Origin of the sequence: Tsukamurella pseudospumae (genome assembly GCF_001575195.1) — a bacterium.
GTDB lineage: Bacteria > Actinomycetota > Actinomycetes > Mycobacteriales > Mycobacteriaceae > Tsukamurella > Tsukamurella pseudospumae.
In genome coordinates this window covers 319,470-340,062 of the sequence record NZ_LSRF01000001.1, presented here as the reverse complement: position 1 = coordinate 340,062, position 20,593 = coordinate 319,470, and the positions used below count along the sequence as shown (strand labels likewise).

Sequence of the window (20,593 nt, the reverse complement as noted above, 5' to 3'; positions counted from 1 at the left end):
CTACTCACGCGGCATGCGTGGCCTCCTCACTGTATTGCCTGGCGGGCCCGCGCGGATGCGCCGCGGCCGAGCGGGCGTCGCGCCCCGCCTCGCCCGCCCGTTCCGCCCAGCCGAGCCAGCGGCCGGCGCCCGCGATCGGCTCGCCCCACGTTCCCTGCACGTCGACGATGCGGGTGCCCGGCCGCAGCGCCCACCGCCGCAGCAGCGAGGCCTCCTCGGGACTGGCGCCGTGCAGCGTGTCCGCCGGGAACAGCGTGTCGGGCACGTCCGGTGCGGCGACGGTGTCCCCGCTCGCCTCGTACACCGATTCCGCGCCCGCCCGCAGCTGCTCGAAGACCGGCATCGGCGGCACGCCGCGCGGTGCCGTCCCGGCCGCGGCGAGGCGGCCGTGCCGGACGATGGACAGCTCCCAGCCGCCGGCCCCGTCGGGATGGGCGATCGACAGCTCGGGCACGTCCGCGAAGGCCACCAGCGCGTGCGAACGGATCACCAGGTCGACCAGGTGCGCGGTGCGATCGCGCAGCCGGGCCGCCGATTCGAAGAACTCCCGCTCCGCGAGCGCGGCGAGCCGCGCCTGGAGCGCGTCGAAGACCTCCGACGACCGGCCCGAGAGGGCAGCCGCGGCCCGGTCCGCGCGGGGACGGTACAGCGCGGCGGGCTCCGGCGTCGCGACCGAGGCCCGGCACCCGCCGAGGGGCGGCGCACCGTCGGGCCCCAGGGCGCACGTGTGGGCCGCGCCGGCCCGGAGCCTGGTCGTGCACGTGCGGAGGCCGCACGTGTCGGCGAGGAGGTCCGCGAGATCCGCCGCATCCGACCGCGAGCGGACCGGTCCGAGGCTCGGCGCGCCGGCCGGGGCGGACCGTTTGACCGCGAGCCGGGGGAAGGGCTCGACCGTCAGGCAGATCCACCAGCCGCGCTTCGGATACTTCGAACGGCGGTTGTACGGGGGAGTGTGCGCCGCGATGAGGCGCAACTCGCGGGCCGCGGCCTCGAGCGCGTGCGCGCACTCGACGTGGTCCACCCGCTCCGCGAGCCCCACCATCTCCTTGATGCGCCCGCGCGTCTCGCCCGCCGTGAAGTAGCTGCGTACGCGACGGCGCAGGTCGCCCGACGTACCGACGTACAGCACCTCGTTCCCCGGCCCGCGGAAGAGGTAGACGCCCGGACGCTCGGGCAGCGGATCCGCGAGGTGGCGCTTCGCGCGCTGCTGCGGCGTGACCGAGGGCAGGTGCCCCCGCAGCTCTCCGAGCGTATGGATGCCCTGGTTGCCGACGCGCCCGATGAGCCCGTGCAACACCTCGACCGTGGCCCGCGCATCGTCGAGCGCGCGGTGGTTGGGCGTGGTCTCGGTGCGGAACAGGCGCGCCAGCTCGCTCAGCTTGACCGACGGTGCTTCGTCCCGCGTGAGCACCCGGCGCGCCAGCTGGACGGTGCACAGGGACTGCGCCTTCGGCCACGGCGTGCCGGTGGCGGCGGCTGCGGCCTTGAGGAAGCCCATGTCGAAGCGGGCGTTGTGGGCGACCAGGACCGCGCCGTGCGCGAACTCGAGGAAGGCCGGGAGCACGGACTCGATTCGCGGCGCTCCGGTGACCATCGCGGTGGTGATGCCCGTGAGGTGGGTGATGTGCGGTGAGATGCCGCACCCCGGATCGACCAGCGTGCCGAACTCGCCCAGCACCTCGCCGCCGCGCACCTTGACGGCGCCGATCTCGGTGATCGCGTCGCCCCCCTTCGGCGAGCCGCCCGTGGTCTCCAGGTCGACCACGACGAAGGTCACGTCCCGGAGCGCCGGGTCCGTGGCGCCCGTATCGAGGTCGTCCAGGCTGAGCTGCATGCCGAGACCGTAGAACACCCCACCGACAAGTCCTCCCGTCCCGAACGGGCGCGCGAAACTTGTCGGTCGTCCCGCATACCGTCGCCGCGAACGAGACGATCGAACGAAGGGAACCACCGTCATGGCTCTGCACGTCGACTGCGCCACCTGTCCCGCCAAACCCCGCGCCTGTGGCGACTGCTCCGTGGGCTTCCTCCTGGGGCCCGTGGTCGTGGCGGCGCCGGCCGCAGCATCGCCCCCGGCACCGATGATCACGGCCGAACCGGGCCTGAACGACGCGATTGCGGCGTTCGCGAGCGAAGGAATGTTGCCGCGGCTTCGCGTACTGTCTGACCAGTACGAACAAGCCGGATAGACCGCTTCCGAGGTCGATCGGACGGTGCTTCTCGGCGCGTCCGGCTAGACAGCGGCGTTTCCGTTTCGTAATCTTTCTGAGACCTTGCGGAGGAGCCCGGGGCGAAAACCGCTCCGTCTCCCGAGGTCACCGCCTAAGAGGCCGCGAGGCCTCGCCGGGGACCCACACGCGTTATCCGGGGTGAATCGCCGGAGGTTTTCGAGCCTCCGGGGTAGGGCATCTTCCTCGCCCGAACCCGTCAGCTAACTCGGTCGGCGGTCGGGAAGAAACTTAGGAGAAACCCTTCGTGGCGAAACACCGGCTTCAGCCGCAGCCCAGCAAGGGCGCCACCGTTGCGCGCGGTGCCCTCGCCGCGGGCGCAGTGACCATCGGTACGCTCGCAGCTCCCTCGGTCGCGTTCGCAGCGCCCGCCCCTGCCGTTCCCGCGCCGCAGGCGCCGGAGGTCAAGCCGGCCCCCGTGGTGAAGCCCGTCGCGAAGCCCGCGGGCACGGCGAAGCCGGCGGCCAAGGTCAAGCCCGCAGCTGCTCAGGTCGCCGCTACGCGGAACACCACGGCTCGTCCGAACATCGTCACCGGCATCGCGATCGCCCCGAAGCCGGGTGAGACCACGGTCGCCGGCGTGCAGCCCGGCGGCGCGAAGGCCAAGGTCGTGCAGGCCGCGCTGTCGCGCCAGGGCCTGCCCTACTCGTACGGCTCCGCCGGCCCGACCTCGTTCGACTGCTCGGGTCTCGTCTACTGGTCCATGAAGCAGGCCGGTATCACCGTCCCGCGCGACAGCTACGGCCAGCTCGGCGGCGGTCGCGCGGTCGCGATCGCGGACCTCCAGCCCGGCGACATCGTGATCTACAACGGCGGCAGCCACGCCGCCCTCTACATCGGCAACGGCAAGGTCGTCCACTCGGTGAACTACGGCATCCCCGTCAAGGTGAGCCCGCTCAACGAGATGTCCGTGTACTCCGCTCGACGTTACTGACGTAGCCTTGCTGTGATTGCCACCGCAATCACAGCTCGTCGCGGGGCAGGTGCCTCGCGACGTCAGTCTGGAAGGACCCGCTCGGCCGTGTCATCGACCTCTCAGCCCCGCTCCCTGCTGGCGCGCGGCATCGCCGCGTCCGCCGCTCTTGCCATGGTTGCGGGGCTCACCGTGGTCGGCAGTGCCACCGCGGACCCGGATACTGCCGACGCAGCGCTCAAGCAGTACAAGGACCTGTCCGAGCAGGCATCCGCGACGAACGAGGCGGCGAAGGCCGCGCAGGAGGACGCCGCGAAGGCCACCGCCGCCAAGCGGGCCGCCGACGCCACGCTGGTCGCCGCGAAGCGCGAGGTCACCGCCGTTCAGGCGCGCCAGGCCGCGTTGCAGCCGCAGATCGACGCGGTGGTCGTCGCGAACTACAAGGGCTCGCGGACGAACCGCACCTACGCGCTGCTCGTGAGCGACTCGCCGCAGCAGATGCTCGATCAGATGTCCACGCTGGACTTCATCAACCGCGACGTGGTCGCCACCGTCGCCGCGTTCAAGAAGTCGAAGACCGAGGCCGACTCGGCCGCGAAGCGGGCCGACGAGGCGGCGAAGGCCGCCGACACCACGAAGACCGAGGCCGAGAAGAAGGCTGCCGACCTGCGGGAGAAGAAGTCCCGTCTCGCCCAGGAGATCGCGCGGATCAAGGCGATCTACGACCGGTTGACCGGGGCGCAGCGCGGCTCGCTCATCGGCAAGCCGACGCCCTTCGACCCCAGCAAGGTGCCGCCGGGCAGCACCGCGGAGCTCGCCGCCGTGCGCGCCGCGGTCACCCGCGTCGGCATGCCCTACGCCTGGGGCGGTACCGGCCCCGGCCAGTTCGACTGCTCGGGCCTGATGGTCTGGGCCTACCAGCAGTCCGGCAAGTCGTTGCCGCGCACGTCGCAGGCCCAGCTCAGCGGCGGGCAGCCCGTGTCGCGAGACGCCCTGCAGCCGGGCGACATCATCGTCTACTACGCCGCTGCCACGCACGTCGGCATGTACGTGGGCGATGGAAAGGTGGTGCACGCCTCCACCTACGGCGTCCCCGTCCAGGTCGTGCCGATCGACGCGGCGGGCCCCTACAAGGCGGCCGTCCGCTACTAGCTAGGCTCAGTCACCATGCCGCGCACGCTGCTGGTCACCAACGACTTCCCACCCCGCCCCGGCGGGATCCAGACGTACCTCCAGGCGTTCGTCCGGCACCTTCCGGCCGACGAGCTGGTGGTGTACGCATCGCGCTGGCGCGGCAGCGAGGAGTACGACGCCGCGCAGCCCTTCGAGGTGGTGCGCCACCCCACGTCGCTCCTGCTGCCCACCCCCGACGCGTTCGGTCGCGCCCGGGACCTGGTGCGCGATAGGGACATCGAGACGGTCTGGTTCGGTGCCGCCGCGCCGCTCGCGCTGCTCGGCGCCCCGCTCAAGGACGCGGGCGCCCTGCGCACCGTCGCCTCCACCCACGGCCACGAGGTCGGCTGGTCGATGCTCCCGCCGTCGCGCGCGTGCCTGCGCCGCATCGGCGACACCACCGACGTCACGACCTATGTCAGCAAGTACACCCGCGGCAGGTTCGCCGCCGCGTTCGGTCCGCGGGCCGCGCTGGAGCACCTCCCGCCCGGGGTCGACACGGACGTCTTCCGGCCCGACGGTGCCGCCCGCGCGGAGCTCCGACGGCGGTACGGCCTGGGCGACGATGAGCCCGTGGTCCTGTGCCTCTCGCGGCTCGTGCCGCGCAAGGGGCAGGACATGCTCATCCGTGCGCTGCCGCGGATCCGTGCGCAGGTCCCCGGGGCGAGGCTCGTGATCGTCGGCGGCGGTCCGTACGCGGAGACGCTGCACAAGCTGGTGCGCAGCGTCGGCGTCGAGGAGCACGTGATTTTCACCGGTGGCGTCCCCGCCGACGAGTTGGCGGCGCATCACAATCTCGGCGATGTCTTCGCCATGCCCTGTCGCACGCGTGGCGCGGGTCTTGACGTCGAGGGGCTCGGCATCGTCTTCCTCGAGGCCTCGGCGACCGGCAAGCCGGTCGTGGCGGGAGACTCGGGCGGTGCTCCGGAGACGGTGTGGGAGGGCGAGTCGGGGCACGTCGTCCCCGGCCGTGACGTCGACGCCATCGCCGACGCCGTCGCCGGCCTGCTCGCCGATCCCGACCGCGCTGCAGCCATGGGCGCCCGCGGCCGCGAGCTGGTGGGTGAGCACTTCGACTGGCGCCGCCTCGGCCACCGCCTCCAGACCCTCCTGAACCCCTTCTGACCCCCCGCTGGCGCCTGCGGCCGTGCGCAATATTCATTGTGGCGTATGTTCAGTGCATGAGGTGGGCATCGATATGTCTGGTCATGGCCTGCGCGGCGGGCGTCGTCACAGGCTGCGGGGGCGATCGCACGCCGTCGATCAAGGGCGTGACCGTTGATCGCCGGGAGGGCTGTTCGACACCGCTCATGGTGCCTGCGGTCGACTTCACCGAGGGGCCGGTCACGATGTCGGGAAGGGTCAGGTGGAACGGATCCCTGCTCGGTGGCACGGTGAAGAACGCACTGGAACCGTTGTCGGTTCGTGAGAGGTTCGTCGTGCCCGAGGGGGAGGAGCTCGAACGCCTCCGCACCGACATCGCCGACAGGATCATGGGGACATTCCGACAACGAGAGTCGACGTACAGTCTGAAGGTTCCGGTCCGGGCACAGTGGGGCGTGTTCGAGCCTCGCTGCGCCTACCGCGTCGAGCTCTCGTACGACGGTCGAGCGTTCACGATCGATGTCCAAGCAGGCTCCGGCGAATTGGTCAACGGTCTGGCGAACGACGGCGGCGGGTATGCGGGGCCAACGCCATGAGAATGGGCGGCGTCAGTGCACGCCGTGAGATTCGGTGGAACTCTGCGACGGCCCCTCGGCGTGTCGTCGCCGACACGCACCAAAGCTGCGCGGGTTGGGTGAGGGCTGCGTCGATCGTCGTGACGGCGGCTTTCGCGGCGGTCGCAGTGGCCGGCTGCTCCGGTTCTCGCGAACGACTTTCGGCGTCGACGGCGTGGAGCGGGACGAGACGTCCTGCGCCCTCCCTGCACCGCCGTGGACCGTACTCGCTTCGTACGGCAATCTCGGGTACGGGACGAGCACCGTCGAATGGTCGGGTGGGGTTCGCGTTCAGGACGTGCAGGATGCGTTCCGCAGGGCCGACGGTGCCGCAGATGTCGAGTCCCCGACCGGCGACCAGTGGGAGCGGGTACGCAGCGCTGTGAACAACGCCGTGCTCAAGACCTTCCCCGCGCTCAGCTCCCAGGTCACCGTCCGAACCGCCGCGGGCGAGCGGAAGGTGGTGTACGAGTTGCGCTGCCGCTACCGGGTCGCGATGCACCGCGGGGATCAGCGGTTCAGCCTCGATGTCGAAGGCGGATCGGGCCTGTGGGAGGCCACGTCGACGCCCATCGATCAGAGCGGCTGAGAGCTTCGGTGGAACTCTGCGACTCCGGCTCGGCGTGTCGTCGCCGACACGCACCGAAGATCAGGCGGCCGAGGCTCCGGGCCGGGCGGACGGCGGACCGTCGGGTAGGAGAACAGAACCGCCGCACCGGAATCCGGTGCGGCGGTTCTGTGTTCGACGACTACTTGGCGTACATCTCCGCGATGTCGTCGGCGTACTTCTGCGACACGACATTGCGCTTGACCTTCATGGTCGGCGTCATCTCGCCGGTCTCCTCGGAGAAGTCCTCGGGGAGGATCCGGACCTTCTTGATGGCCTCGGCCTTGGACACGGTCTCGTTGGCAACGGCGACGGCCCGGTTGATCTCGGCCACGAGATCGGGATCGGTGCGCAGATCGGCGACGGTGGCCGACTCGGGCTTGCCGTTGGCGGACTTCCACTGCGGGAAGGCCTCCGGGTCGATGGTGACGAGCGCGGCGATGAAGGGCTGTGCGTCACCGACCACCATGGCCTGGGAGATGAGGGCGTTGCCGCGCAGCGCGTCCTCGAGGCCCGCGGGGGAGACGTTCTTGCCGCCCGCGGTGACGATGAGCTCCTTCTTGCGACCGGTGATCGAGAGGAAGCCGTCGTCATCGATCGAGCCGAGATCGCCGGTGTGGAACCAGCCGTCCTCGATCGCGGTCTTCGTGGCCTCCTCGTTGCGCCAGTACCCGCGGAACACCACGGAGCCCTTGAGCATGATCTCGCCGTCCTCGGCGATCTTCGCGGCCTGCCCGGCCAGCGGCCGCCCGACGCTGCCGATCTTCTGCGCGCCCGCAACGTTGACGGTGATGGCCGCGGTGGTCTCGGTGAGGCCGTAGCCCTCCATGACGGTGACGCCGACGCCGCGGAAGAAGTGCCCCAGCCGCGCGCCCAGGGGAGCGCCGCCCGAGATCGCGACCTTGCAGTTCCCGCCGAGCGCGGACTTGAGCTTGCCGTAGACGAGCTTGTCGAACAGGGCGTGCTTGGCCTTGAGCAGCAGGCCGGCGCCTCCGTCGTCCAGCGACTGGCTGTACTCGATCGCGGTCTGCACGGCCGCCTCGAAGATCTTGCCCTTGCCGCCGTCGACGGCGCTCTGCTGCGCCGACGCGAAGACCTTCTCGAAGACGCGGGGCACCGAGAGGATCAGCGTGGGCTGGAAGACCGAGAACTGCGGCACCAGGTTCCGGGTGTCGTTGAAGTGGCCGACCACGGCGCCGCCCTTGAAGCAGGCGATGTTCACGGCGCGCGCGAGCACGTGCGCCAGGGGCAGGAACATCACGTTCGAGCCGCCGCGGATGGCGTCGCCGAAGGGGGAGGCGAGGATCGCGTCGGCCTCGCTCATGAGGTTCGAGTGCATGAGCTCGCAGCCCTTGGGGCGGCCGGTGGTGCCCGACGTGTAGATCAGGGTGGCGAGGTCGTCGGCCTTGACGCCGGCACGCCCCGCGTGGACCTGCTCCTCGGTGACGCCCGCGTCGGCGCCCTCGGCGGTGAGCGCCTCGACGGCGCCCTTCTCCCCGTCCTCGGGGTCGATGCGCAGCACTCGCGCGACCTTGTGCAGGTCTTTCAGCTCGGCGACCTCGGCGGCCTGCTTCGGGCCCTCGATGACCATGAGCACGGCATCGGAATCCTGCAGGATCCAGTCGATCTGGCCGGCGGAGCTGGTCTCGTAGACCGGCACCGTCACGGCGCCGATGGCCCAGATCGCGAAGTCGATGAGCGGCCACTCGTACCGGGTGGACGAGATGAGCGCCACCCGGTCACCCGGCTGCACGCCCTGCGCGATGAGGCCCTTCGCGACGCCGAGGATCTCCTGCTCGTACTGCTTCGAGGTGACCGGCTCCCAGTTGCCCGCGACGAGCCGCTTGACCCGGACGCTGTCCGGATCGGTGCGTGCCACGTCGAACACGACATCGACCGTGGAGGCCGAGGGGTCGATGGTGTAGTTGGCAGGGACGCTTATCTCGCGCACGTATCCTCCGGGTCGTGATCGCTGGTGATGTGGTGAACCTTACACCGCTGCAAAGGGGGTGTTCGGGGCATGAGGGAACCCTCGCACCGTCGTACCGCGGGCGCCGGACGGGGCCTAACCGACCCGGCACCGTCCGCCCCGACCACGGATGTGTGAAGCTTAGGAGGTGAGCACCATCCAAGTGGCCGACGTCGCGTTCGTCGCCGCCCACCCGAGTGCCGTGGCCGCCGCGATGGCGGGCGCGCAGCGGTGGCGCGGTTGGTTCCCCGACCTGCGCCTGTCCGTCACCGAGGACCGGGGCGATCTCGGGATCCGCTGGAAGGTCGAGGGACCGGTCGCCGGGACCTCGGAGTTCTGGATCGAGCCGCACCTGGACGGCAGCCTGCTCCACTACTTCCTGCACGCCGAGCCCGCGCGGCCGATGACGCCGGAGCAGATCGTCGCGGACGTGCGCGAGCGCCGGGTCCGCGGGCACGACGTGATGTTCGACGTGAAGTTCACCGCCGAGAACGGCAGGGTCCTGGGCGGCCCGGCTGTCGGGGAGGTGGACCGTGTCCGACGGTGACCGCACCCGCGAATCCATCGTCATCGCGGCGTCGCCCGAGCGGATCATGTCCGCCATCTCGGGCTTCGACCGTTATCCGGAGTGGGTCTCCGCGGCCCGCGAGGTCACCGTCCTCGAGACCACCGAGGACGGGCTGCCGAAGCGCGTGCGGTTCGTGCTCGAGGAGGGCTTCCTCCGCGACACCTACGAGCTCGAGTACCGCTGGGCCCCGGGCGGCCGGTCGGTCGAGTGGGATCTCGCTGCGAGCACGCTCCAGAGCACACAGCACGGCCGGTACGACCTCACGCCCACGGCCGACGGTGCCGGTACCACCGTCACCTACACGCTGGAGGTCACCCTCCAGATCCCCATGCTCGGGATGCTCCGCCGCAAGGCGGAGAAGGCGATCACCGACACCGCCCTCAAGGAGCTCAAGCGCCACGTCGAGGGCGAGTCGGCGGCGCAATCCTGATGTCGGACGGGGCGTCCGGGGCCGCCGGGACGCGGGTACTGCTCCTCGCGGGCGCGGGGGGATCGGGCCGGACCACGACGGCGACGGCCCTCGCGGCGAGCGCTGCGGACCGGGGCCGCACCCTGTTGGTCACCGTCGGGCGGGTCGTCGACCCGTTGCTCGCCGACGGAGGCGCGCCCTTCGACCACGTGCACCTCAATCCGGTCGAGCTGCTCGCGCAATGGTGGGAGAGCCTCTCCACCACGGTCCGGGCCGGACGGGGCCTCGTCGACTCCGCCGACGGCGGCTCCGGTTTCGATCCGTTCGCCCTGGAGCCGCCCGAGCTCACCGGTCTCGCGGACGCCGAGCACGTGCTCGTGCTCCGGGCGATCCGCGGGCACGCCGGCTCGGGCGAGTACCGCACCGTCGTCGTGGACGGACCGGGTTTCGACGGCCTGGTCTCCCTGCTCACCGCCCCGGCGTCGCTCGCGGCGTACCTGGAACGCGTGTGGCCCCGGCACATCCGGCTGTCGGGTTCCACCTCCGGGCCGGCCGCGGGCGCGCTCGCGGCGCTGCTGCTGGCCGAGCCCCTCGCCGGCCTGGCCGAGCAGCTGGCCGCGTTCGTCGCGGACCGGTCCGCGCTGGAGCTGGTGTACGTCCTCACCGGCGACGCCGGCCGTCCGGCGCGGGCTCGGCAGGAGCTCGCGGCGCTGGAGGTGCTGGGTCTGCGGCCCGTGGCCCTCGTGCTGGGCCGGCTGATCGAACTCGACGACCGGTTCGCACTCGACCTGCCGCACCCCGGCGTGCGGCTGGTGCGTGCCCGCGTCGCCGAGCAGGACGACGCGCGCGAGGCCCTCGCGGCGATCTCGACGGTGCTGGAACGCCCCGTCGTCGAGGTGGCCGAGGCCGCGGACCCCGTGACGACCCCCGCGCGTGCGGCCGCCTTGGCCTGGGACGCGGCAGCGATCCTCGACGCCGCGCCCGCGACGGTTCCCGCACCCGAGGTGCGCCGGCTGGGCGGCGAGGGCCTGGACGTGCGGTACGAGTGGGCGATCGCGCTACCGCTCGTCGACCCCGCGACCGTCGGCCTCGGCCGGGTCGAGGAGGACGTCGTGGTCGAAGCGCACGGTGTGCGGCGGCGGATCCGGCTACCGTCGGTGCTGCGCCGCTGCGTCGTTGCGGGTGCCGCCTACACGGAAGGGGAGCTGCGCGTGACCTTCGCCCCGGACCCGGAGGTATGGCCCCGTGGCTGATCCCTCCGACGAATTCCTCACCTCGGCGGCGCGCCTGTTCGAGACGGCGCGGCCGTGGCTCGCGGCCGCGCTCGCCGAGCACTCCGCGCACCCCGAGGGCGACCCCGGGACGTGCCGGTTGTGCGCGCTCGGCGGAGCGGTCGCCCGGCACATCGAGCCCTTCGCCACGGAGGCCTCGAAGTCCTTGGGCCACTTCGCCGACGAGGTCCTGGCAGATCTCCTCGCGCTGGCGGAGGAGTTGCTCGGGAGCGCGCGGATCACCGCCGCCGCGGTGGCTGCGGACTACCTGTCGACGGTGGCCAGCCCCGCCGCGACGGACGACGCCGGACCGACGGACGGGACCGTTCCGCCCGACGTCGAGGGCGCCCCGACGGCACCGTCGGCCCCGGCAACGGCCTACGAACGCATCGACATCACCGTCTCGGAGCCCTCGGCGGCGCCGGACGACGAGGACCCCGCATGACCCTGACGATCGGCATCGACATCGGCGGCACGTCGGTCCGCGCCGGCGTGGTGACGGACGACGGCACCGTCGTCGACACGGCCCGCGCGGAGACGCCCCGCAGCGCCCGCGCCCTCGAGCGCTGCCTGGACCGGGTGGTGCAGGAGCTGTGCGTCGAGCACGATGTCGCGGCCGTCGGCCTCGCCGTCGCGGGCTTCCTCGACCCGTCACGGCAGGTCGTGTCCTTCGCTCCGCACCTGCCGTGGCGCGACGCCGCCGTCCCCGCCGAGATGTCGGCGCGGGTCGGGCTGCCCGTCGTGATGGAGCACGACGCGAATTCCGCCGCCTGGGCCGAGTACGTCTACGGCGCCGCCAAGCGCAGCGAGGTCGCCTGCGTCGTGGCCCTCGGCACCGGCATCGGCGCGGGCCTGCTGATCAAGGGCGAGCTCTACCGCGGGGCCTTCGGGGTCGCGCCGGAGCTCGGCCACCTGCAGGTCGTGCCCGACGGTAGGCCGTGCGACTGCGGTAAGTCCGGGTGCTGGGAGCGCTACTGCAGCGGCACCGCGCTGGTGGAGACGGCGATCGACATGATGGGCGGCTCCGGCTCGCGGGGCGTGCTGCTCGCTCGGGAGCTGGGCGAGGATCCGGGCTCGCTCACGGGTCGCAAGGTCGCGGCGGCCGCGGAGGCGGGAGATCCGGTGGCGCAGGAGGCGGTCGCCGACCTCGCCCGTTGGCTCGGTGTCGGGCTCGCGATGGTCAGCGATGTCTTCGATCCCGACCTCATCGTGCTGTCCGGGGGCGTGGGTGCCTCCTCGCGCCTGTTCCTCGACGACGCCCGCGACCACTACGCGGAACTGCTCACGGGCGCGAGGTACCGCCGTAAGGCCCGCATCCGGGCGACCGAGCTGGGAGAGCGCGCCGGCATGCTCGGCGCGGCGGCGCTCGCGCGGGACGCGGTCACGCCCTGACGATTGCGATCACGGACGATCCTAAATCTCGTCTCCGGGTCGAAGACCCCGTAGGGTTCACGCGTGACTGCACCCAGAATCGCCCGAAGCGCCCGGCTGTTGGCCGTGATCCCGCTGCTCGGACTCCTCCTCGCGCTGCTCGCGCCGGCGGGCGCGGCCTCGGCCGCGCCGGACGCCGGGAAGTGTGCCCCGCCCGGTGAGGCGTCCGCGTCCGCCGCTCCGCTCAACCTCGCGGCCGCGGGGAACCAGGACGTCGACAAGTACACGACGCCCGGAGTGGTGCCGCTGGAGACGATCAACCGCGACGCGCTCGGGCTGATCAATCCGGGCACGATCACCGTCGGGACTCTGGGTGACGCGCCGCCGAGCATCTGCCTGAACCAGGCGACGGGGCAGTACACCGGCTTCGACAACGAACTGCTCAAGGCGATCGCGCAGAAGCTGGGCCTGAAGATCGAGTTCTCGGGCACCGAGTTCTCGGGCCTGCTGTCCGCGGTGGCCACGAAGCGCTACGACGTGGGCTCGTCGTCGATCACCACGACGGACGCGCGTCGCCAGACGGTGGCGTTCACCAACGGCTACGACTTCGGCTACTTCTCGCTGGTGGTCAAGTCCGGCTCGCCGATCAAGAGCTTCAGCAACCTGACCGGCGGCAACCGCATCGGCGTCGTCCAGGGCACGGTCCAGGACGAGTACGTCAAGAACGTGCTCAAGCTGGAGCCGGTGAAGTTCCCGGACTACGCCACGGCGTACGCGAACCTGCGCTCGGGCCAGATCGACGCGTGGATCGCACCGTCGGCCCAGGCGGACGGACAGGTCAAGCCGAGCGACGGCACGGCCATCGTCGAGAACACCTTCTCGGTGAACAACTTCGTGGGCTGGGCGGTCGCGAAGGGCAACCAGCCGCTGATCGACGCGCTGAACTCGGGCCTCGACGCGATCATCGCCGACGGCACCTACGCCAAGCTCTACACCGACTGGGCGCCGCGGGAGATGCCGAAGGGCTGGAAGCCGGGCTCGAAGGCGGCGCCCGCGCCGCAGCTGCCCGACTTCGCGGCGATCGCGAAGGCGCACGCCGCCGACAAGCCGGCGGCAACGGGTCCGGTGGAGCAGAAGGGCACCTTCGCGCAACTCGGCGAGACCTTCTTCAACTGGAGCCTGTACCGCGAGGCCTTCCCGTACCTGCCAAGACCGGCCTGCCGAACACGCTGATCCTCGCGATCGTCTCCGGCCTGATCGGTACCGTGATCGGCCTGCTGCTGGCCGTGGCCGGCATCTCCCGGACGCGGTGGCTGCGCTGGCCCGCGCGGGTGTACACGGACGTCTTCCGCGGCCTGCCCGCGGTGGTCGTGATCCTGCTCTTCGGCTTGGGCATCGGCCCGATCGTCAAGGACGTGACCGGCAACAACCCGTACTGGCTCGGCGCGATCGCCCTCGGCCTGTTGGCCGCGGCGTACATCGGCGAGATCTTCCGCTCCGGCATCCAATCCGTCGAGGCCGGCCAGATGGAGGCCTCGCGCGCCATCGGGTTCAGCTATCGGCAGTCGATGTCGCTGGTGATCATCCCGCAGGGCGTGCGGCGGGTGCTTCCGGCGCTGATGAACCAGTTCATCTCGCTGATCAAGGACAGCTCGCTGATCTACTTCCTCGGTCTGCTGGCCTCGCAGCGCGAGCTGTTCGCCGTGGGCCGTGACCTCAACGCCAACACCGGAAACTTGTCGCCGCTGGTGGCCGCGGGCCTGTTCTACCTGGTCCTGACGGTGCCGCTGACCCACCTGGTGAACTACATCGATACGCGGCTGCGTTCGGGGAAGCGGGAGCAGGCTCCCGTGGACCTCGACCTCGCCGCCGAGAAGGGCTGATCGTCGTGACTGAGAACTCCGCTTCCTCCACGCCCGAGGTCGCGCCGGCGGCCGCTGCGCCGTCCGTGCCCGGTAAGACGCCGATCGTGCCCGTCTCGCTCGAGGGCAAGGGCCTGCACCTCGCGTTCGGCTCGAATCACGTGCTGCGGGGCGTGGACATCGACGTCCCCGCCGGCACCACGACGACGGTGATCGGTCCGTCCGGGTCCGGCAAGTCGACGTTGCTGCGCGTGCTGAACCGGCTGCACGAGCCCCAGCAGGGCGACATCCTGCTCGACGGCAAGTCCGTGCTGGGGGACGATCCGGACGAGCTGCGCCGCCGCATCGGCATGGTCTTCCAACAGTTCAACCTGTTCCCGCACAAGTCCGTTGCGGACAACGTCGCGCTGGGGCCGCGGAAGCTGCGCGGCCTGAGCGCCGAGGAGGCGCGCGAGCTCGCCCTCGCCGAACTCGAGGTCGTGGGGCTGCGGGAGAAGGCCGATGCGCGGCCGTCGAGCCTGTCGGGCGGCCAGCAGCAGCGCGTCGCGATCGCGCGGGCCCTGGCGATGCGGCCGCAGGTGATGTTCTTCGACGAGGCCACCTCCGCCCTCGACCCCGAGCTGGTCAAGGGCATCCTCGCCCTGATGACCGAGTGCTCGGCCGAGGGGATGACGATGGTGGTGGTGACCCACGAGATGGGCTACGCCCGCACCGTGTCCGACAACGTCGTGTTCATGGATGCAGGCAAGGTCGTGGAGGCCGGGAAGCCCGAGAAGCTGTTCGAGGACGCCGAGAGCGAGCGCCTGCGCACCTTCCTGTCCCAGGTGCTCTGACCCCCGCGGCGCGGGGATCGTCGGTAGAGTGAGGCCCAGCACGTCAGGGCGTGGACGAGGAGCTGGGCGACATGTGGTGGTTGGTCTTCAAGTGGATCCTGATCGGGCCGGTGCTGCGGCTGCTGGGGCGGCCGCGGGTGGTCGGCGTCGAGAACCTGCCCAAGGAGGGCGCGGCGATCCTGGCGAGTAACCATCTGGCGGTGATGGATTCGTTCTTCCTGCCGCTCATGGTTCCGCGGCCCATCAAGTTCCTGGCGAAGAGTGAGTACTTCACGGGCAAGGGCCTCAAGGGCGCGTTCAAGAAGTGGTTCTTCAGCTCGGTCGGGTGCATCCCGATCGTGCGGGGCAGTGCGAGCGCCGCGCAGGACGCGCTGAACGCCGGCGTCGGCGCGCTCGCGGACGGTCAGGTGTTGGGCCTGTACCCGGAGGGCACGCGCAGCCCCGACGGTCGGCTGTACAAGGGCAAGACGGGCATGGCCCGGATGGCGCTCGAGACCGGTGCCCCGATCATCCCCGTCGCGATGGTGGACACCGAGAAGTTCAACCCGCCCGGATCCACCCTTCCGCACCCCACGAAGGTGCAGATCCGCATCGGCAAGCCGCTCGACTTCTCCCGCTTCGAGGGCATGTCCGGTAACCGGTTCATCGAGCGTGCCATCACCGACGAGGTGATGTACGAGCTGATGAAGCTGTCCGGCCAGCCCTACGTGGACGTCTACGCGCAGGACGTCAAGGACGGCGTGGTCGTCCCGGGCGCGGAGCGGGACGCCGGCGCCGCGTAACCTCTGTGCCCATGCGCTACTTCTACGACCTGGAATTCATTGAGGACGGAAGGGTCATAGATCTCGTCTCGATCGGCATCGTCGGCGAGGACGGGCGCGAGTTCTACGCCGTGTCGACGGAGTTCGATCCCGAGCGCGCTGGGTCGTGGGTCCGCGCGAACGTGCTGCCCAAGCTGCCGCCGCCCGCGAGCAAGTCCTGGCGGTCGCGGGCCGCGATCCGCGACGGGGTGCTGGAGTTCCTCACTGCGGGCCCGGGCGACATCGAGCTGTGGGCGTGGGTCGCGGCCTACGACCACGTCGCGCTGTGCCAGCTGTGGGGCCCGATGACGGCCCTGCCGCGGTCGATGCCGCGGTTCACCCGCGAGCTCAAGCAACTGTGGGACGAGCGGGGCCGGCCGTACCTGCCGGCGGCGCCGTCGGACGCCCACGACGCGCTCGCCGACGCCCGGCACAACCTGGCGAAGTACCGCGCGATCGTGGACGGCTAGACCCGCGTAATCTGATCGTCGTGGCAGTGAACTGGACCGTCGACGTCCCCATCGATACCCTCCCCAAGCTCCCGGCTCTCCCGGGGGACCTGCGTGAGCGCCTCGACGACGCGCTGGCGAAGCCCGCGCTGCAGCAGCCGAGCTGGCCCCGGCCGCAGGCCGACGCGATGCGGACCGTGCTGGAGTCGGTGCCGCCGATCACCGTGCCACCGGAGATCCAGTCGCTCCAGGACCAACTGGCCGAGGTCGCCCTGGGCCGCGCCTTCCTGCTGCAGGGTGGCGACTGCGCGGAGACCTTCGTCGACAACACCGAGCCGCACATCGCCGCGAACATCCGCACGCTGCTGCAGATGGCCGTCGCGCTGACCTACGGCGCGTCCATGCCGGTGGTCAAGGTCGCGCGCATCGCCGGCCAGTACGCCAAGCCGCGCTCCTCGGACACCGACGCGCTCGGCCTGACCAGCTACCGCGGCGACATGGTCAACGGCTTCCCGCCTGAGGAAGCGGTGCGCAAGCACGACCCGTCGCGCCTGATCCGCGCCTACGCCAACGCCAGCGCCGCGATGAACCTGGTGCGCGCCGTGACCGGATCCGGCATGGCCGACCTGCACAAGGTGCACGAGTGGAACCGCGAGTTCGTCGCGAACTCGCCCGCCGGAGCCCGGTACGAGGCGCTCGCCGCGGAGATCGACGGCGGCCTGCGGTTCATGGCCGCGTGCGGCGTCGAGGATCGCAATCTCAAGACCGCCACGATCTACTCGAGCCACGAGGCCCTGGTGCTCGACTACGAGCGCGGCCTCCTGCGTCTGGCCGACGACCCGGAGGATCCCGAGGCCCAGCAGGTGCTCTACGACCTGTCGGCGCACTTCCTCTGGATCGGCGAGCGCACCCGCCAGCTCGACGGTGCCCACGTCGCGCTGATGGAGCTGATCCACAACCCGATCGGCGTGAAGATCGGCCCGACGACCACGCCCGAGCTGGCCGTGGAGTACGTCAAGAAGCTGGACCCGCACAACAAGCCCGGCCGCCTCACCCTGATCTCCCGCATGGGCAACGGCAACGTGCGGACGGCGCTGCCCCCGATCGTCGAGGCCGTCGAGGCGACCGGCCACAAGGTGATCTGGCAGTGCGACCCGATGCACGGGAACACCCACGAGTCCTCGACGGGCTACAAGACCCGCCACTTCGACCGCATCGTCGACGAGGTCCAGGGCTTCTTCGAGGTGCACCGCGCGATCGGCTCGCACCCGGGCGGCGTGCACGTGGAGCTCACGGGCGAGAACGTCACCGAGTGCCTCGGCGGCGCACAGGACATCTCCGACGCCGATCTCGCCGGCCGTTACGAGACCGCCTGCGACCCGCGGCTGAACACCCAGCAGAGCCTCGAGCTGGCGTTCCTGGTCGCGGAGATGCTGCGGGGCTAGACCCCGGGGATCTCGACGGCCCGGCCGGAGACGGTGATGCCTCCCGTCGGCGGGATGTCCACGACCAGCCTGCTGGGCCGCCCGACGTGGGCGCCCTGCAGGATCGTGACGCGGCGCCCGGCGGGCACGTGGTCGATCTCGCGGAGGTACGCGCCCGTCGACGCGGCGGCCGAGCCGGTGGCCGGGTCCTGCGTGATCCGCCCGACGGGGAACAGGTTCCGCGCCTCGTAGAGGTCATCGTCGAGCGGGCTGAGTACGGTGACGGTGCCGGCCCACTCCTCGCCCATGAGGTCCGCGAGCGGCTTCGGTGCGAACGAGAACTGGTGGAACAGTTCACGATCTGCGAGCACGAGCATCGGATGCCAGGCGCCCGCGAAGGACTGCAGGGGCGGGTAGCCGTCGGCGAGGTCGTCTCGGGTCAGGCTCAGCAGGTCCAGGAGGGCGTCCAGGCGCCCGTCCGGGATCGGCGCCGTCGCCGGCTCGACGCTCGTGAACGCGACGGCGACGGCATCGTCGTCCGTACGGCTCGTCTCCAGGCGCACCTCGCCCGACTGCGTGGCGAACACGAACGGGCCCGGGCCCTCTCGTTCGGCGAGCGCGGAGGCGAGGGCGACGGTGGCGTGCCCGCAGAAGGGCACCTCGGCCGCGGGGGAGTAGTACCGGACACGCAGGCGACGGGGCTCGCCCGCCGCGATGTCCGCCCGATCGATGACGAACGCCGTCTCGGAGTAGCCGACCTCGCCGGCGATCCGGAGCATGTCCGCCTCGGAGAGTCCGGCGGCATCGAGCACCAGCCCGGCGGGGTTGCCGCCGTGGGGTGCGTCGGCGAAGGCGACGTAGCGGAGAACTTCAGCGTCCATGACCGGGGCAACCAGCGCCGTCGCCCGGCTATTCCATGGTCGCGGTGGGCGACGTCGTCGCGGTAGAAGCGACATGTGGTCCAAGAAATCCCGGCCCACGAGCGGCGCCCACCACGTTCTGATCCGTGGAGACCACCCGAGGACACCCCTTCCTGGTGGCGCTCAGCGCTGCAGCATCGGCGCACTGCGGTAGCTCCACAGCCCGATGGTGCTCAGCGCGTCGCGGTAGATGCTGCGCAGTTCGTCGGCCGAGGGGGTCGCGAGGTCGGCGAGCGGCTTGTCCACGGCCGCCACGGAACTCACGGTGAAGGTCGCGGGCAGGTTCTCCCGCGCCGCCAGGATCAGGTCGACGGTGCCGCGCCGAACGTGGCTCGCCGAGCTCACCAGGACCGCGTGGTCGACCCGCTTCGTCGCGAGGGCGTACGAACTGTAGAGCGCGTTCTCGACGGTGGTGCGGGCGAAGTTCTCGTCGGTGATCCGGGCACCGTCGACCCCGTGCTCGACGAGCCAGGCCTTCATCAGCGCGCCCTCCGTGTTCCCCGCCTGCTCGACGCCGCCGGTCACCACGATCGGGGCCGCGGGCAGCGCGCGGGCCACCTCCAGGGTCTTCTCGAGCCGCTGCACGAGCGGCGCGTCCATCGTCCCGTCCTTCTTCAGGGCGTACCCGAGGACGACGATGCCCGTGTTGGGCGGCGCGGTCGCGGAGGCGAGGTCGGTGAGCGGGGTGCGCACGGCACCGTCGACCGCCGCGAACAGGGCCTCGACCTCCGGGACCCGGTCCGGCGCGATCCGTCGCAACTGATCGACCTCGGCCGCGGAACCCGCGGCGTCCCCGACGAAGCGGTTCCAGACGGCGAGGTAGGTGTGGGCATCGTCGTCGTCCGGGGCGAAGGAGAGCACCTTGCGGTACAGCTCGAGTGCGCCCGGCACGTTCTTCTGCGCGATCCGCGCCGACGCCGCGCTGAACAACAGGTCGGCCCGGTACGGCGCGAGCGCGGAAGCCTCCAGCAGCTTCTGCTCGACGACGGCCATGTTGTCGACGGTCTTGTCGGTGTTGCCCGCCGTCGACGTGCGCGTGGGGGAGTCGAACGCCGCCTTGGCCTCAGCGAGCAGCGCCGCGACCCGGCCGGCGACGCCACGGGCGTCGGACGAGGAGGACGTCGCGGCCGACGACGACCGGGCACTCTCCGAGGAGGGGGTCGCCGTGCAGCCGGCGAGCACGATCGAGCCGACGGCGGCGAGGGCGACCGCACGGGTCAGGGCGGAGGTTCGGTCCATGGGGCACACGGTATCCCGCGGAACCCCATGGCGTGCGGGTTCAGTCCTCGGCGGGGAGCCGCTGCGTCAGTTTCAGCAAGCGGCTGAGCAGCTCGTCGCCCGCGAGCTCGGTGTCGGCGGCTTCGCGCGCCTCGACCCGGGCGTCGTCGGTCGCCCCGGGGGTCCCGTGCACCTGCGTGTGCAGCTGCTCCATCCTCCGGTCCAGCTGCTCGGCGACGGACGCGGCCTCGGCCAGCTCGCCCCGCAGATGGGTCGGGACGGCACCGTCGTACTTGTAGAAGATCTTGTGCTCCAGGCTGGCCCAGAAATCCATCGCGATGGTGCGGATCTGCAGCTCCACCGGCACGTGCACGGGGCCGGTGGAGAGGAACACGGGGATCTCGATGATCGCGTGAAGGCTCTTGTAGCCGTTGGGCTTCGGGTGCGCGATGTAGTCCTTGATCATCAGCACGCGGACGTCGTCCTGCGCGGTGACGGTCTCCAGGATCCGGTAGGTGTCGGCGATGAAGCTGCACGTGATGCGGATGCCGGCGATGTCGGTGATCGCCTCGCGGATGAGCGGCAACTCCGGCGCGATGCCCCGGCGGGCCACCTTCTTGACGATGCTCTCGGGCTTCTTGATCCGCGAGGTCACGTGCTCGATCGGGTTGTACCGGTGCAGCTGCAGGAACTCCTCGCGGAGGATGGTGACCTTCGTGAGCACCTCCTTCACGGCGAACTCGTACTCCATGAGGAAGCGGGTCAGCGCGTCCCGCATACGGCGGGCCTGCGCCAGCGTCGCGGCGTCGGGGACGAAGCCGGGTTCGAAGGGTGCGGGCGTGCTCATCGACGGTCCTCGG

Annotated in this window: 19 protein-coding genes, 1 pseudogene and 1 riboswitch; of the genes and pseudogenes, 15 read left to right on the top strand and 5 right to left on the bottom strand. The window is 70.9% G+C overall.

What is annotated here, in order from left to right:
- Positions 1-4: 4 nt before the first annotated feature.
- Positions 5-1,834 (bottom strand): DEDD exonuclease domain-containing protein, encoded by a 1,830-nt coding sequence (locus AXK60_RS01525; RefSeq protein ID WP_068569894.1) that lies wholly within the window; start codon positions 1,832-1,834, stop codon positions 5-7.
- Between the two features lie 475 nt (positions 1,835-2,309).
- A riboswitch (cyclic di-AMP (ydaO/yuaA leader) is annotated at positions 2,310-2,461 on the top strand.
- Between the two features lie 14 nt (positions 2,462-2,475).
- On the opposite strand from AXK60_RS01525, the gene AXK60_RS01520 reads away from it, so the two are divergent.
- From AXK60_RS01520 to AXK60_RS01500, 5 genes are all read left to right on the top strand, one after another.
- On the top strand, positions 2,476-3,162 hold the full coding sequence (locus AXK60_RS01520) for a C40 family peptidase (protein WP_068569217.1): 687 nt from the start codon (positions 2,476-2,478) through the stop codon (positions 3,160-3,162).
- A gap of 87 nt (positions 3,163-3,249) precedes the next feature.
- Positions 3,250-4,293, top strand: coding sequence for an NlpC/P60 family protein (locus AXK60_RS01515; RefSeq protein ID WP_068569216.1), 1,044 nt, complete (start codon positions 3,250-3,252; stop codon positions 4,291-4,293).
- 15 nt (positions 4,294-4,308) lie between these two features.
- Positions 4,309-5,439 (top strand): glycosyltransferase family 4 protein, encoded by a 1,131-nt coding sequence (locus AXK60_RS01510; RefSeq protein WP_068569215.1) that lies wholly within the window; start codon positions 4,309-4,311, stop codon positions 5,437-5,439.
- Between the two features lie 56 nt (positions 5,440-5,495).
- Complete coding sequence (locus tag AXK60_RS01505; protein WP_139057686.1) at positions 5,496-6,014, top strand: hypothetical protein; 519 nt, start codon at positions 5,496-5,498, stop codon at positions 6,012-6,014.
- A 316-nt stretch (positions 6,015-6,330) separates the two neighbouring features.
- On the top strand, positions 6,331-6,621 hold the full coding sequence (locus AXK60_RS01500; RefSeq protein ID WP_139057685.1) for a hypothetical protein: 291 nt from the start codon (positions 6,331-6,333) through the stop codon (positions 6,619-6,621).
- Positions 6,622-6,781: 160 nt separating this feature from the next.
- Here AXK60_RS01500 and AXK60_RS01495 read toward each other — a convergent pair whose 3' ends face one another.
- The gene (locus AXK60_RS01495; RefSeq protein ID WP_068569212.1) at positions 6,782-8,590 is read right to left on the bottom strand and encodes an AMP-dependent synthetase/ligase; all 1,809 of its coding nucleotides are present in this window, start codon (positions 8,588-8,590) and stop codon (positions 6,782-6,784) included.
- Between the two features lie 166 nt (positions 8,591-8,756).
- On the opposite strand from AXK60_RS01495, the gene AXK60_RS01490 reads away from it, so the two are divergent.
- The 10 genes and pseudogenes from AXK60_RS01490 (at position 8,757) to AXK60_RS01445 (ending at position 17,616) form a co-directional block, all read left to right on the top strand.
- Positions 8,757-9,155, top strand: coding sequence for a hypothetical protein (locus tag AXK60_RS01490; RefSeq protein ID WP_068569211.1), 399 nt, complete (start codon positions 8,757-8,759; stop codon positions 9,153-9,155).
- Complete coding sequence (locus AXK60_RS01485) at positions 9,142-9,606, top strand: SRPBCC family protein (protein ID WP_082777735.1); 465 nt, start codon at positions 9,142-9,144, stop codon at positions 9,604-9,606. The genes AXK60_RS01490 and AXK60_RS01485 overlap by 14 nt, the downstream gene beginning before the upstream one ends.
- The gene (locus AXK60_RS01480) at positions 9,606-10,838 is read left to right on the top strand and encodes an ArsA family ATPase (protein WP_068569210.1); all 1,233 of its coding nucleotides are present in this window, start codon (positions 9,606-9,608) and stop codon (positions 10,836-10,838) included. Before AXK60_RS01485 ends, AXK60_RS01480 begins: the two co-directional genes overlap by 1 nt.
- Positions 10,831-11,301: a hypothetical protein gene (locus AXK60_RS01475; protein ID WP_068569209.1), complete on the top strand. Its 471-nt coding sequence runs from the start codon at positions 10,831-10,833 to the stop codon at positions 11,299-11,301. The genes AXK60_RS01480 and AXK60_RS01475 overlap by 8 nt, the downstream gene beginning before the upstream one ends.
- A complete protein-coding gene (locus AXK60_RS01470) occupies positions 11,298-12,248 on the top strand; it encodes an ROK family protein (protein WP_068569208.1) in 951 nt (316 codons plus the stop codon). Before AXK60_RS01475 ends, AXK60_RS01470 begins: the two co-directional genes overlap by 4 nt.
- A gap of 63 nt (positions 12,249-12,311) precedes the next feature.
- A pseudogene (locus AXK60_RS01465) lies at positions 12,312-14,110 on the top strand (ABC transporter substrate-binding protein/permease).
- Between the two features lie 65 nt (positions 14,111-14,175).
- Positions 14,176-14,922, top strand: coding sequence for an amino acid ABC transporter ATP-binding protein (locus AXK60_RS01460; protein WP_068569892.1), 747 nt, complete (start codon positions 14,176-14,178; stop codon positions 14,920-14,922).
- A 71-nt stretch (positions 14,923-14,993) separates the two neighbouring features.
- Entirely contained in the window at positions 14,994-15,704 is a 711-nt protein-coding gene (locus AXK60_RS01455) for a lysophospholipid acyltransferase family protein (RefSeq protein ID WP_068569891.1), read from the top strand.
- An 11-nt stretch (positions 15,705-15,715) separates the two neighbouring features.
- Positions 15,716-16,192, top strand: a complete 477-nt coding sequence (locus tag AXK60_RS01450; protein ID WP_068569207.1) for a polyadenylate-specific 3'-exoribonuclease AS — start codon at positions 15,716-15,718, stop codon at positions 16,190-16,192.
- Positions 16,193-16,218: 26 nt separating this feature from the next.
- A complete protein-coding gene (locus AXK60_RS01445) occupies positions 16,219-17,616 on the top strand; it encodes a class II 3-deoxy-7-phosphoheptulonate synthase (protein ID WP_068569206.1) in 1,398 nt (465 codons plus the stop codon).
- Here the strand turns inward: AXK60_RS01445 and AXK60_RS01440 are convergent.
- The 3 genes from AXK60_RS01440 to AXK60_RS01430 form a co-directional block, all read right to left on the bottom strand.
- Positions 17,613-18,476 (bottom strand): PhzF family phenazine biosynthesis protein, encoded by an 864-nt coding sequence (locus AXK60_RS01440; protein ID WP_068569205.1) that lies wholly within the window; start codon positions 18,474-18,476, stop codon positions 17,613-17,615. The two genes, AXK60_RS01445 and AXK60_RS01440, sit on opposite strands and share 4 nt — an antisense overlap.
- Positions 18,477-18,638: 162 nt before the next feature.
- A complete protein-coding gene (locus AXK60_RS01435) occupies positions 18,639-19,754 on the bottom strand; it encodes an ElyC/SanA/YdcF family protein (RefSeq protein ID WP_068569204.1) in 1,116 nt (371 codons plus the stop codon).
- Positions 19,755-19,794: 40 nt separating this feature from the next.
- Positions 19,795-20,580, bottom strand: coding sequence for a GTP pyrophosphokinase (locus AXK60_RS01430; protein WP_068569203.1), 786 nt, complete (start codon positions 20,578-20,580; stop codon positions 19,795-19,797).
- Positions 20,581-20,593 lie beyond the last annotated feature (13 nt).

Bases quoted from the DNA above. Each gene is read 5' to 3' on its own strand.
- AXK60_RS01525 (WP_068569894.1), bottom strand. From the start codon at position 1,834: ATGCAGCTCAGCCTGGACGACCTCGATACGGGCGCCACGGACCCGGCG.
- AXK60_RS01510 (WP_068569215.1), top strand. From the start codon at position 4,309: ATGCCGCGCACGCTGCTGGTCACCAACGACTTCCCACCCCGCCCCGGC.
- AXK60_RS01505 (WP_139057686.1), top strand. From the start codon at position 5,496: ATGAGGTGGGCATCGATATGTCTGGTCATGGCCTGCGCGGCGGGCGTC.
- AXK60_RS01480 (WP_068569210.1), top strand. From the start codon at position 9,606: ATGTCGGACGGGGCGTCCGGGGCCGCCGGGACGCGGGTACTGCTCCTC.
- AXK60_RS01470 (WP_068569208.1), top strand. From the start codon at position 11,298: ATGACCCTGACGATCGGCATCGACATCGGCGGCACGTCGGTCCGCGCC.
- AXK60_RS01455 (WP_068569891.1), top strand. From the start codon at position 14,994: ATGTGGTGGTTGGTCTTCAAGTGGATCCTGATCGGGCCGGTGCTGCGG.
- AXK60_RS01450 (WP_068569207.1), top strand. From the start codon at position 15,716: ATGCGCTACTTCTACGACCTGGAATTCATTGAGGACGGAAGGGTCATA.
- AXK60_RS01440 (WP_068569205.1), bottom strand. From the start codon at position 18,476: ATGGACGCTGAAGTTCTCCGCTACGTCGCCTTCGCCGACGCACCCCAC.
- AXK60_RS01435 (WP_068569204.1), bottom strand. From the start codon at position 19,754: ATGGACCGAACCTCCGCCCTGACCCGTGCGGTCGCCCTCGCCGCCGTC.
- AXK60_RS01430 (WP_068569203.1), bottom strand. From the start codon at position 20,580: ATGAGCACGCCCGCACCCTTCGAACCCGGCTTCGTCCCCGACGCCGCG.